The organism is Bradyrhizobium nitroreducens (assembly GCF_002776695.1).
Classification (GTDB): Bacteria; Pseudomonadota; Alphaproteobacteria; order Rhizobiales; family Xanthobacteraceae; genus Bradyrhizobium; species Bradyrhizobium nitroreducens.
Map to the genome: position 1 here is coordinate 6,063,159 of NZ_LFJC01000003.1, position 11,281 is coordinate 6,074,439.

Here is an 11,281-nt window from a genome sequence, read left to right on the forward strand (position 1 = left end):
TCCCCCGCCTATGACGGTTTGACGCTCGGCTGCGGCCGGGCCGGGATCGTCATGGCGGCGACGCCGAGGACGACGCAGGCAAGCCCGATCCAGGCGGTCCGGCTCAGGGTCTCGCCAAGGAAGGCAACGCTGATGGCGACCCCGATGGGGACGCGCAAATAGGCCTGCGCCGTGGTGCCGACCGAGCCCAGGGTCTGGATCAGGCGGAAATAGATCGCAAACGCCGCGGCGGTCGAGAACACGGCGAGTGCGAGCAACGCCAGCACGGAGCTGAGCGAGGGCGACAGCGTCCAGGGCTGCTCGACCACGAGCGAGGCCGGGATCAGGACCGCGGCCCCGGCCAGGAGCGAGCCGGCGGCCGGCGCCATGGGATCGAGGCCCCTGAAGCTGCGGCCGAAGATCGCAGCGCAGGCGTAGCAGATGGTGGCGGCGACGATGGCGGCTTCCGCAAGGAGGCCGCTGCCGATGTCGTGGAAGGCATCGGTGCCGACGATCAGCAGGATGCCGGCCATGCCGGCGACCACGCCGAACAGCTTTCGCGGGGTCGTCGCCTCGTGGCGGGTGACGATTGCGGTGAGCAGGAAGGTGAAGATCGGCCCGGCCGAGTTGAGGATGGTGGCGAGCGCGGCATCGACATGACGCTCGCCCCAGGCGATCAGCGTCCAGGGAATGACGCTGTTGAGCACGGCCTGGAACGCGAAGCGCTGCCAGGTCGCGGCGTCGGTGGGCATCCCGATGCCCCGCCCCCACATCACGACGAGCAGGAGCACGCCGGCAACGGCCGTGCGCGCCGCAATCAGCGTGATCGGCGGAATGGTGGCGACGCCGAGCTTGATGAATGTGTAGGAGCCGCCCCAGAGCGTTGCGAGCGCGACCAGCAGCGCCAGCTCGCCAGCGATGTTGGTGTCCTGCCGGTTGTCCATCATGCGTCCCGTCCATTCCATGATGGACGGAACCTAGCGCGGCTGCGGCCTTCAATACTTCGTCGGCCGTCGAAGTGTATTAGCCGACCGCGCCGACCTCGAACACCTCGCCGTCATAGCCGGCTTCGCGGGGGATGCGGAGCTGGCGGCCGGTTTCGGTTTTGGTCATGACCGGCATCACCGTAACGATCGACAGGCCGCGGGCATGGTCCAGCGCGTCCTTCACACTGCCCTGCTGGGCGAGCCGGATCAGATTGCGCGTGGTCGGGAACGGCAGCTTGAAACGGCCGCTCTCGCCACCCTCCACCGCCTCGCGCGGCGAGACCCAGATCGAGTCGGTGGACTCCCGGCCGTCATGGGCGCCGAGCTGATCGGGCGGCGCTGCAGCCAGGAAGAACCAGGTGTCGAAGCGTTTCGGCATGCCCTCCGGCGTGATCCAGTGCGCGTATGGCACCAGCGTGTCGAGCGCGAGCTGGAGGCCGTTGTCCTCGAGAATTTTCAGGAAGCTGATCTTGTGCTCGTTGAGCGCGATGCGATGCGCATCGGCAAGCTCGCCGGCACGCTTGGCGTCGACCGGCGTGCCCGCGTCCTTGGACCGCGCGAGCAGGATGCCGCTCTCCTCAAAAGTCTCGCGGATCGCAGCGATCCGAAAACCGCGGTCCGCTTCGCTGAGGCCCTCGCCGCCTGAATACAGGTCGGCGCGGGCGACGATCTCGTTGTCGCCGGCATCGACGCTGCCACCGGGAAACACCAGCGCGCCCGAGTTGAACTCGATCTGATGATGGCGGACCATCATGAAGACTTCAATTTCGCCGCGGCCCTTGCCGTCGGCCTTTGCGCCGTCGCGCAGCAGGAGGATCGTCGAGGCCGGGCGTGATGCTGATGTCTCGGCCATGCAACTAACCCGCGGCGCTGGATTGCGGGCCGAGATTGGCGCGCTTGTCGAAGCGGGCGACGCGCGACAGCAGGTACTCGACCTCCGCCTTCGCCGTCGCCGTGATGGTGGCGCCCGGCTTGCGCTGCGCGCTGGAGGCGATGATGCCGCGCTTCTGCAGCACGTATTTGCGGATGGTCAGGCCGACGCCGGGCTGCTGCTCGTAGCGGATCAGCGGCAGATGCGCGTCGAACAGATCGTGCGCGGCATCGCGCTTGCCTGCCTTGGAGAGGTTGACGACGTCGATCAGGAGCTCCGGGAAGGCGTAGCCCGTCATGGCACCATCGGCGCCACGCTCCATCTCGAAGTCGAGGAAGGTGCCGCCATTGCCGCAGAGGATCGAGAGCGGACGGAGCGATCCGTCCTTCTGGAAGCCGCGCAGCGTCGTGATCTTCTCCAGGCCCGGCCAGTCCTCGTGCTTGAGCATCACGCAGTTCGGATTGTCCATGACGATCTTGCGGATCACGGACGGCGTGAACACCACCTGCAAGGTGAGCGGATAGTCCTGCAGCACCCAGGGCACGTCGGGGCCGATGGCTTCCGCCGCCTGCTTGAAATAGCCGACGATCTGATCGTCGGTGCGCAGGCTCGGCGGCGGCGCGATCATCACGCCGGCCGCACCGGCATCCATCGAGGCCTTGGCCAGCGAGCGCATGGTGGCGAAGCCCGGCGCTGAGACACCGACGATCACCTGCATCTTCTTGGCGCGCTTGATGAAGCGCACGGCCACCTGCTCCGCCTCGGCCGCGTCGAGCTTGGGGGCTTCACCGAGGATGCCGAGCACCGTAACGCCGTCGCAACCGACCTCCTCGTAGAAATCGGTCAGGCGGTCGATCGAGCGCTCATCGATCCGGCCGTCGTCGTGGAACGGCGTCGGCGCGATTGCGAAGGTGCCCTTGGCGTCGGCGGTGAGTTTCATCGTCATTCCCTGTCTCTCTGTTCGTCATTCCGGGGCGGCTCAAAGAGCCGAACCCGGAATCTCGAGATTCCGGGTTCGTGCTTCGCACGCCCCGGAATGACGGAACAGCCTAAAACCTCCTCGCGCCCATCTTGATCTGCTCCTCGGAGAAGAAAATCTCCTTGGCATGATCGGCGATGTCCCGGGCGTTCCAGCCCGTGTGCGGCGGTTTCCAGCCTTCCATTTCCATCATCCGCATCTCGCGCACGCCGCGGGGCCCGGATACGCCCAGCACCTTGCCGGTCTGCTCGCCCGACAAGTCGCTGACCATGTATAGCACGGCCGGCGCGATGCCGTCCGGCCCGAGCGCCGCGCCGGGGTTCTCCTTATAGCGGGGCAGGTCTGCGGTCATGCGGGTCAGGGCGCCCGGGGCCAGCGTCCAGATCCGGATGTTGTACTTGCGGCCCTCGATGGCGAGCACGTTGGACAGGCCCCAGATGCCGCCCTTGGCCGCGCCGTAATTGGTCTGGCCGAAATTGCCGATCAGGCCCGATGTCGAGGAGGTGTTGACGATGACGCCGCCGCCGTTTTCCCGCATCCAGCGAAACACCGGCATGGTGCAACAAAAGGTACCCTTCAGGTGGACCTTGATGACCTTGTCCCAGTCTGACTCGGAGGCCTTGTGAAAGGTCTGGTCGCGCAAAATGCCGGCATTGTTGACCAGGATGTCGGCGCGGCCGAAATGCTTGATGGCGTCGTCGAACACCGACTGGCCGCCCTCCATGGTGGAGATGTCGGCGCCGTTAGCGACCGCCTTGCCGCCCTCGGCCTTGATGGCGTCGACCACCTGCTGGGCCATGGATTTGTCAGCGCCGGAACCGTCGCGGGGGCCGCCGAGATCGTTGACGACGACCGAGGCCCCTTCCCGCGCGAACAGTTTTGCGTAGGCCTCACCAAGCCCCCCACCCGCACCGGTGATCAGCGCAACCTTGCCGTCGAGTAATCCCATGGTGGCTCCTCCCTGTTTGTTTTTCTTCTCTCGTGTCCCGGACGCGATGCAGCGTGAAACGCTGCGTCGCAGAGCCGGCAACTGTTATGTTGACGGTGCGACCTTATAGATTTTTCGGTCGCGCAGCATAGCGTTGAGGATGGTCAGCAGCTTCCTGGCGACAGCAATGAGGGCGAGCTTCGCTGGTTTGCCGGCTTGGCGCAGCCGGTCGTAAAAGGCCTTGAAGCGGTCGGCGCGGCGAATGGCGTTGAGAGCAGCCATGTAGAGGGCGTCGCGGACGCGCTTTCGTCCGCCGCCGATCTTGCGCTTGCCTCGATAAGCCCCGCTATCGACATTGAAGGGAGCCAGGCCGGCAAGAGCGGCCACTTCCTTCGGCCCGAGACGCCCAAGTTCGGGCATCTGGGTGAGGAGTTGCATGCAGGCGACGGGCCCCACGCCGGGCACCGAGCGCATCAGCTGTGCATCGTCCGCAAGCTCCGGCTCGGCTTTGACGAGCGCATTGATCTCGGTCTCGATTTCAGCGATCTCATAATTGAGGACCTCGATGAGGCGAGCGATGCGTTCCGCCATGGCGCGGTCCTCGGCTTCGCTGCGGCGGTTCTTTTCCTGGGCTCGCATAGCAACCAGTTGGTCCCGCCGTTTTGCAAGCTTTGCCAAAGCGTTGCGGGCGGGTGTCGCGGCCTGCTCGGTGGCGGGCTTCATGGCGCGGGCGAAGGCCGCCAGCATCTGCGCATCGATCGGATCGGTCTTGGCGAGTTGGCCGCTGGCACGGGCAAAGTCGCGGGCACGGGCCGGATTGATACGGGCAAAGCGGATGCCGGCCCGATGCAGTGCCTCACGAAGCTCGAGGTCGTAGACCCCCGTAGCCTCGAAGACGACCAGCGCATCGCATCGCCAACGCGCCACCAGCTGTGTGATGGCGTGTGTCGCGTTGTCGATGCGTTCCGATACACCGACGGCCTCATCGAAAATATCGAGATGATGTTTGGAGACGTCGATTCCGACGCAACGAGAGGATATGATCACGGTGCCTGTCCCTGTGATGCGAGGTCTGTTGGCGCAGCCTCGTGCAACTGTTCAGGTTGTTGAATGGAACGGGCGGGAGACCGAGCCGGCTCACGGCGTCAAGCGCCAAGGACCCAACGGCTTCCCGCCCACCATCATTATGACAGGCTTTTCAGACACAGGGATCCATAACCACCGTTGTTAGATTTGCGATGGCTGGAGCCAACAGCTTAGCCAAAAACCACGGTCTGTGGTTATGGGTCCCCGCGTTCGCGGGGACGACCCGTGGAGAGAGCTTCGCCTCGCTCCTCGCCCTCGATCTCCTGCGGCAGCGCGATCACGACGCGGCCGCCCTTGATATCGACCTCGGGCACCACCGCATTGGAGAACGGCAGCAGCATCGTCGGCCCCTTCAGCGGGGCGATCTCGATGATGTCGCCGGCGCCGAAATTATGGATCGCGAGCACGCGGCCGAGCGCGTCGCCGTCGGTGGAGACGGCGTCGAGCCCGATCAGATCGGTGTGGTAATATTCGTCATCGTCCGTCGCGGGCAGTTTTTCGCGCGCGACATAGAGCTCGATGCCGTTGAGGCGCTCGGCGTCATCGCGGGTCGTGACACCCTTGAAGGTCGCGACCAGATGGTCCTTGGCTTCGCGCGCCGTTGCCACCTCGAACTGGCGCTTGCCGTCCTTGGACAGAAGCGGACCGTAATGCCTGACGGCAAACGGATCTTCGGTGAAGGTCCATAATTTGACCGCACCGCGCACACCATGCGCGGCGCCGATCCGCGCGACGCAGACCAGCGCCGACATGACCTGGCCTTAGCCCTTCGCGGCGGCTTCGGCCTGCGCCTTGCGCTCCTTGCGCGGCACGGCCTTCTCGGGGTTGTTGCGCGCTTCGCGCTTCTTGACGCCGGCGGCATCGAGGAAACGCGACACGCGGTCGGACGGCTGCGCGCCCTTGGCGAGCCAGGCCTTCACCTTGTCCATGTCGAGCTTCAGGCGGGTCTCGTTGTCCTTCGGCAGCAGCGGATTGAAATGGCCGAGACGCTCGATGAAGCGGCCATCGCGGGGGAAACGCGAGTCGGCGACGACGACGTGATAGACGGGACGCTTCTTGGTGCCTGCGCGGGCGAGGCGGATAACGACGGACATCTGGTTCTCCTTCAAAGTACGTTTTGTTCGGTTGATTGGTATTCCGCGTCACGTGAGACCGGTGCGATCCCGCCGCGACGAATTCCTCATTTCTTCTTGCCCGGGAAACCGCCGAGGCCCGGCAGTGTCGGCTTGCCGCTCATCCCGGTCAGTCCGGGAAGGTTCGGCAGGCCGGTGCGAAGACCGGGCGGCAGATCCTTCGGCAGGTTCGGAAGGCCACCGCCGCCGGCCTGCATCTTTTCCTGCATCGCCTTCATCTCTTCGGGCGAGGGCATCTTCATGCCGCCGCCAAAGCCCATGGCTTGCGCAATGCCGGCCAGCGGGCCGCGCTTGCCCGAGCCCATGGCCTTCATCACGTCGGCCATGTTCCGGTGCATCTTGAGCAGCTTGTTGACGTGCTCGACGCTCTGGCCGGAGCCGGCGGCGATGCGCTTCTTGCGGCTGGCCTTCAGCAGGTCGGGATGACGGCGCTCGTCGCGCGTCATGGAATCGATGATCGCGACCTGGCGCTTCAGGATCTTGTCGTCGATGCCGGCGGCCGCGATCTGGTTCTTCATCTTGGAGATGCCGGGCATCATGCCCATCAGCCCGCTGATGCCGCCCATGTTGGCCATTTGCAGCAGCTGCTCGCGCATGTCGTTGAGGTCGAACTGACCCTTGCGCATGCGCTCGGCGGTGCGGGCGGCCTTCTCGGCGTCGATATTGGCAGCGGCGCGTTCGACCAGCGAGACCACGTCGCCCATGCCGAGGATGCGGCCGGCGATACGATCGGGATGGAAATCTTCCAGCGCGTCGGTCTTTTCACCGGTGCCGAGCAACTTGATCGGCTTGCCGGTGACCGCGCGCATCGACAGTGCGGCACCGCCGCGGCCGTCGCCGTCGACGCGGGTCAGCACGATGCCGGTGAGGCCGACGCGCTGATCGAACGCGCGCGCAAGGTTGACGGCGTCCTGACCGGTGAGGGAGTCCGCGACCAGCAGCACTTCATGCGGATTCGCCGCTGCTTTGATCGCCGCGGCTTCCGCCATCATGTCTTCGTCGAGCGTGGTGCGGCCGGCGGTGTCGAGCAGCACGACGTCGTAGCCGCCGAGCTTGCCGGCTTCCAGCGCGCGTTTTGCGATTTGCGGCGGCTGCTGGCCCGCCACGATCGGCAGGGTCGGAATGTCGAGATCGCGGCCGAGCACGGCCAGCTGCTCCATCGCCGCCGGGCGATAGACGTCGAGCGAGGCCATCAGCACCTTGCGCTTGTCGCGCTGGACCAGGCGGCGGGCGAGCTTTGCGGTTGTGGTGGTCTTACCGGAGCCCTGCAGGCCGACCATCATGATCGGCACCGGCGGCACGGAATTGACGTCGATGGTCTGGCCTTCGCTGCCGAGCGTGTTGACCAGCTCGTCATGGACGATCTTGACCACCATCTGGCCGGGCGTGACCGACTTGACGACGGTGGCGCCGATCGCCTGCTCGCGGACGCGCTCGGTGAAGCTGCGCACCACCTCGAGCGCAACGTCGGCTTCCAGCAGCGCGCGACGCACCTCGCGCATCGCGGCGTCGACGTCCTTTTCGGTCAGCGCACCGCGCCCCGTCAGACGATCGAGAATGCCACCAAGCCGTTCCGACAGATTGTCGAACAATGCAATCGTCCTTCTTTACCTCTCCCCGCCTGCGGGGAGAGGTCGCCGCCCTCTTGGGCGGCGGGTGAGGGGGTACGGGACTCATCTACGCGCACCATGCGCGGAGAGAGCCCCTCACCCCGACCCTCTCCCCGCAAGAGCGGGGCGAGGGAGTAGTTAACCAAACACCTTTGCGCCCGAGGGCGCATCGCGCTGTCGGGCGTTGGCCTCTGGCCTCCAGGGCCAGTCGGCGGGTCGAAAAGAAAGCCTTTCCGAGAAAGTGGCGGGGTTAAACGCCGCTCCCGCCCAAAAGTCAAGGAAAGTTAGGGCGCCGGGGCGGCTTTGCCAGGGCAACACCTTGAAATTACGCCATTTCCGGCAACGGGTTCCTTTTCCTGCGGTGCCGCCCATATAGCGGTGATGTCTTACCGCCCTAACTGCCCCTAGAAGCCAGCCTGTGCCGATCACCCGCCGCCGCGTTCTCGGACTGCTCGCCGGCGCCGGCGCGCTGGTCGGCGCCCCCTCTCTCTGGATGTCCCGCATGAAAACCTATGACGGTCCCGCTTCCGACCATTTCGACGGCCTGACCTTCTTCGATCCGGACGGCGTGCCGCCAAAGTCGCTGCGCGAGGTGCTGCGCTGGCAGTTCGGCGGTAAGCGGCAGCGCGCGAAATGGCCGGATTGGGCCCCCAGCCCCCATGCCGACACTCCGCCGGAGCGGGTCGACGGCGACAAGGTGCGGCTCTCCTTCGTCGGCCATGCCAGCTGGCTGATCCAGGCCGGCGGCCTCAACATCCTGGTCGATCCGGTCTGGTCGGAGCGGGTCTCGCCGGTCAGCTTTGCGGGGCCGAAGCGGCACAACGATCCCGGCATTGCGTTCGAGAAGTTACCGAAGGTCGATATCGTGCTGGTCTCGCACGGCCACTACGATCATCTCGACATCGCGACCTTGTCGCGGCTTACCAAGAATTTTGCCCCGCGCGTTGTCACCCCGCTCGGCAACGACGTGACGATGCGCAGCTCGGATTCCACGATCAGGGTGGAAGCCTTCGACTGGCACGACCGCGTCGAGCTCGGCGGCGGGATCGCCGTGCACCTGGTGCCGACGCGGCATTGGAGCGCGCGCGGCATGTTCGATCGCAACAAGGCGCTGTGGGCGAGCTTCGTCTTGGAGACGCCGGCCGGGAAGATCTACGTCGTCTGCGATTCCGGTTACGGCGATGGCCGGCATTTCCGCCGCGTCGCCGAGAAGCATGGACCGCTGCGTCTAGCCATCCTGCCCATCGGCGCCTACGAGCCGCGCTGGTTCATGCGCGACCAGCACATGAATCCGGAAGATGCGGTGAAGGCGCTAGGCGATTGCGGCGCCGAGGTCGCGCTCGGGCATCATCACGGCACGTTCCAACTGACCGACGAGGCGATCGATGCGCCGGCGAAAGCGCTGGTCGAAGCTCTGGATGCCGCAAGGATTCCGCAGGAGAGATTCGTGGCGATGAAGCCGGGGCAGGTGGTGGAGATCTAAGGTCGCGCACCCATAAACCCGGCGGCGTGATGCGACGAAAGCAATGTCCGCTTTGCTCCCATAGCGACAGGTTCGTGCGGCGCTGCGCCGTTGAACCAGAAAGCCCATGACGCAACAAAACACCATGGATTTCTTTCGGTCGGAAGACCTTGATTGATCGATGGATGGAGCCGGCCTGTGGGATTTTTGCTGAGAGTTGTGCTTGCGACCGTTCTCGTGAACCTTGCTCCGGCCGTCGCCCAGGCGAAGAATGCCGTCGCTTCTGCTGCCTTGCAGAAGGAATTCGATGGCTTCATCGAGAAGTTTCGCGCGGCGCTGAAGGCCAACGATTCCGCCGCCGTCGCCGCTATGACACGATTGCCGTTCATGAACGACAACGCAATTCGCGACGCCGCGCAATTTGGCGCCAAGATCTATCGGACCTCGTTCACGGCGAAAAATCGCGCGTGTATCCAGCGCGGCAAGGCCGTCTACGATCGCGATCAGGAGAAGAACGACAATTATTTCGTCTTCTGCGGCGAGCTCATCTTCGTCTTTACCAAGACGCCGGCGGGTTTCCTTCTGACAGATATCGGCGCGAACGACTGATCGGGCAGGTGGTGGAGATTTAGCTCCGCGCTCGCCACACATGCAGCTCGTCGTCCCGGATCTACGCGCGCTTGTCCGGGACGACAGCTGTGGTTGCCGCACACGCTGTGCCTCTTACGGCTTACTGCCCCTGCTTGATCGCCCAGCTCACATTCACCGTCACCGACAGCGTTTCCTCGCCCGGTGCGACCGCAGCCGGCGCGGCCATCGGCGCTCCCGCTCTCAGCGTCTTGAACAGCGGCACCGGGGCGCCGCCCTCGGACACGCTGAGCGGCGCGCCGAGCGTCACACCGGTGGCCTTGGCGTAGATCTCGGCCTTGCGGCGCGCGTCGGCCACCGCCCGCTCGCGCGCATCGTCGAGCAGCTTCGAGGCCTGCGTCACCTCGAAGGAGATGTTGCCGATATCATTGGCGCCGGCGCTGACCAGCGTGTCGATGACGCTGGCCACCTTGGTCACGTCGCGGATCTTCACGGTGACGCGATTGGAGGCGCGGAAACCGACCACCGGGGATGCGCCGGTGGATTTGTTCTGGCCGTATTGCGGCTGCAGCGACAGCCGGGAGGTCTGGTAATCCTTCTCGGGAATGCCGGCGCCCTTCAGCGCCAGCAGTATCTTGCCCATCGCGGCGTTGTTGGCATCGGAGGCTTCCTTCGCCGACTTGGCGTCGCTGGCGACGCCGGCATCGATATGGGCGAGATCGGGCGTTGCGGACATCGTGGCTTCGCCGCTCACCGCAATGGCGGTGACGACATCGTCGGCGATTGCCGAGGTTGCCGGCAGCGTGGCGGCAAGAACGGCGGCAAAGGGAGCAGCAAGTACGGCAGGCTTTTTCATCAGTCTCACTTCAGCGGCACGAAAACATTGATCACGAGCTTGTCCTCAGCGGTCTTCAGGGGATCGGTGAGGTACTCCTCGATGAAGGTGTCCTTGGCTTCCAGCCTCTTGTCGTCGAGGTGGTTGGTGATCGCCTCGTAGGTGTTGTCCATGTTGTCATAGGAGCCGCGATGGACGAATTTCAGCACCTTGCCTTCCGGCGATTTGCCGATGCTCATGTCCTTGGACAGGTTCTTCGGGTCCTGCTCGACCGGGATCTCGGCAAGGAAGGTGAAGCCGGTATCGTCCGTCGAGGTGTAGACGATCATCGCATTGCCGGCGTGCTTGATGCCCTGCTTGTCCAGGAGCGTGTTCAGCGCCTTGAAGGCGTCGATCAGCGTGTCGAAGGCCGAGTCCCAGTTCGCGGTGCCCTTGACCATCACGACCTTCCTGGCCTCGAGCGTGGTTTCCAGGCCGAACGGATCGGCGGTCTGCACCGGGGCGGGGGTCGCGGCGGCGGCCGGCGGCGGGGCCGTCGGGCTGGGTGAGGCACTGGCGGCGGGCGAGGGCGACGTCGTCGGGGCCGGCGAAGCGCTGGCCGCGGGCGATGGCGCGGGTGAGGGCGTTGCCGCAGGCGCGGGCGAGGCACTTGCCGCCGGGGAGGGGGAGGCCGACGGGGCGGGTGAGGGACTCGCCGAGGCGGCCGGCGCCGGGCTCGGTGTTTGCGCCAGAACCTTGGGCAGGCCGAGCGACAAGGCCGCTGCCGGGATCAGCGCGGCCAGAGCGAGACGACGAAACCTGAACATTTTATTTTATTCTCCCCA

Annotated in this window: 12 protein-coding genes; 2 read left to right on the forward strand and 10 right to left on the reverse strand. The window is 65.2% G+C overall.

What is annotated here, in order from left to right; genetic code table 11:
* Positions 1–8 precede the first annotated feature (8 nt).
* The 8 genes from TSA1_RS29010 to ffh all read right to left on the reverse strand — a co-directional run bounded on the left by TSA1_RS29010 (position 9) and on the right by ffh (position 7,554).
* Positions 9–923 carry a DMT family transporter gene (locus TSA1_RS29010; protein WP_100181396.1) on the reverse strand — a complete coding sequence of 305 codons (915 nt, stop codon included), beginning with the start codon at positions 921–923 and terminating at the stop codon, positions 9–11.
* Between the two features lie 79 nt (positions 924–1,002).
* Positions 1,003–1,818, reverse strand: coding sequence for an NUDIX hydrolase (locus tag TSA1_RS29015; protein ID WP_100179312.1), 816 nt, complete (start codon positions 1,816–1,818; stop codon positions 1,003–1,005).
* Between the two features lie 4 nt (positions 1,819–1,822).
* Positions 1,823–2,776, reverse strand: a complete 954-nt coding sequence (locus TSA1_RS29020) for a dihydrodipicolinate synthase family protein (RefSeq protein WP_100181397.1) — start codon at positions 2,774–2,776, stop codon at positions 1,823–1,825.
* Positions 2,777–2,885: 109 nt separating this feature from the next.
* Positions 2,886–3,764: an SDR family oxidoreductase gene (locus TSA1_RS29025; protein WP_100179313.1), complete on the reverse strand. Its 879-nt coding sequence runs from the start codon at positions 3,762–3,764 to the stop codon at positions 2,886–2,888.
* Positions 3,765–3,848: 84 nt separating this feature from the next.
* Positions 3,849–4,790: an IS110 family transposase gene (locus tag TSA1_RS29030; RefSeq protein WP_100176963.1), complete on the reverse strand. Its 942-nt coding sequence runs from the start codon at positions 4,788–4,790 to the stop codon at positions 3,849–3,851.
* 233 nt (positions 4,791–5,023) lie between these two features.
* Entirely contained in the window at positions 5,024–5,581 is a 558-nt protein-coding gene (rimM, locus tag TSA1_RS29035; RefSeq protein WP_100179314.1) for a ribosome maturation factor RimM, read from the reverse strand.
* A gap of 9 nt (positions 5,582–5,590) precedes the next feature.
* On the reverse strand, positions 5,591–5,923 hold the full coding sequence (gene rpsP, locus TSA1_RS29040) for a 30S ribosomal protein S16 (protein ID WP_100181398.1): 333 nt from the start codon (positions 5,921–5,923) through the stop codon (positions 5,591–5,593).
* An 86-nt stretch (positions 5,924–6,009) separates the two neighbouring features.
* Complete coding sequence (gene ffh, locus TSA1_RS29045; protein WP_100179315.1) at positions 6,010–7,554, reverse strand: signal recognition particle protein; 1,545 nt, start codon at positions 7,552–7,554, stop codon at positions 6,010–6,012.
* Between the two features lie 436 nt (positions 7,555–7,990).
* On the opposite strand from ffh, the gene TSA1_RS29050 reads away from it, so the two are divergent.
* Both TSA1_RS29050 and TSA1_RS29055 read left to right on the forward strand, forming a co-directional pair.
* On the forward strand, positions 7,991–9,055 hold the full coding sequence (locus TSA1_RS29050) for an MBL fold metallo-hydrolase (protein ID WP_174719117.1): 1,065 nt from the start codon (positions 7,991–7,993) through the stop codon (positions 9,053–9,055).
* Between the two features lie 216 nt (positions 9,056–9,271).
* The gene (locus TSA1_RS29055; RefSeq protein ID WP_100181400.1) at positions 9,272–9,643 is read left to right on the forward strand and encodes a hypothetical protein; all 372 of its coding nucleotides are present in this window, start codon (positions 9,272–9,274) and stop codon (positions 9,641–9,643) included.
* Between the two features lie 121 nt (positions 9,644–9,764).
* Here TSA1_RS29055 and TSA1_RS29060 read toward each other — a convergent pair whose 3' ends face one another.
* Both TSA1_RS29060 and TSA1_RS29065 read right to left on the reverse strand, forming a co-directional pair.
* Complete coding sequence (locus TSA1_RS29060) at positions 9,765–10,478, reverse strand: SIMPL domain-containing protein (RefSeq protein ID WP_174719118.1); 714 nt, start codon at positions 10,476–10,478, stop codon at positions 9,765–9,767.
* Between the two features lie 5 nt (positions 10,479–10,483).
* Positions 10,484–11,263 carry a GyrI-like domain-containing protein gene (locus tag TSA1_RS29065; protein WP_100179317.1) on the reverse strand — a complete coding sequence of 260 codons (780 nt, stop codon included), beginning with the start codon at positions 11,261–11,263 and terminating at the stop codon, positions 10,484–10,486.
* Between the last annotated feature and the right edge of the window lie 18 nt (positions 11,264–11,281).

Excerpts from the sequence above, each read along its gene's own strand:
- TSA1_RS29060 (WP_174719118.1), bottom strand. The coding sequence starts at position 10,478 with ATGAAAAAGCCTGCCGTACTTGCTGCTCCCTTTGCCGCCGTTCTTGCC.
- TSA1_RS29015 (WP_100179312.1), bottom strand. The coding sequence starts at position 1,818 with ATGGCCGAGACATCAGCATCACGCCCGGCCTCGACGATCCTCCTGCTG.
- TSA1_RS29020 (WP_100181397.1), bottom strand. The coding sequence starts at position 2,776 with ATGAAACTCACCGCCGACGCCAAGGGCACCTTCGCAATCGCGCCGACG.
- TSA1_RS29065 (WP_100179317.1), bottom strand. The coding sequence starts at position 11,263 with ATGTTCAGGTTTCGTCGTCTCGCTCTGGCCGCGCTGATCCCGGCAGCG.
- TSA1_RS29010 (WP_100181396.1), bottom strand. The coding sequence starts at position 923 with ATGGACAACCGGCAGGACACCAACATCGCTGGCGAGCTGGCGCTGCTG.
- rimM (WP_100179314.1), bottom strand. The coding sequence starts at position 5,581 with ATGTCGGCGCTGGTCTGCGTCGCGCGGATCGGCGCCGCGCATGGTGTG.
- TSA1_RS29025 (WP_100179313.1), bottom strand. The coding sequence starts at position 3,764 with ATGGGATTACTCGACGGCAAGGTTGCGCTGATCACCGGTGCGGGTGGG.
- rpsP (WP_100181398.1), bottom strand. The coding sequence starts at position 5,923 with ATGTCCGTCGTTATCCGCCTCGCCCGCGCAGGCACCAAGAAGCGTCCC.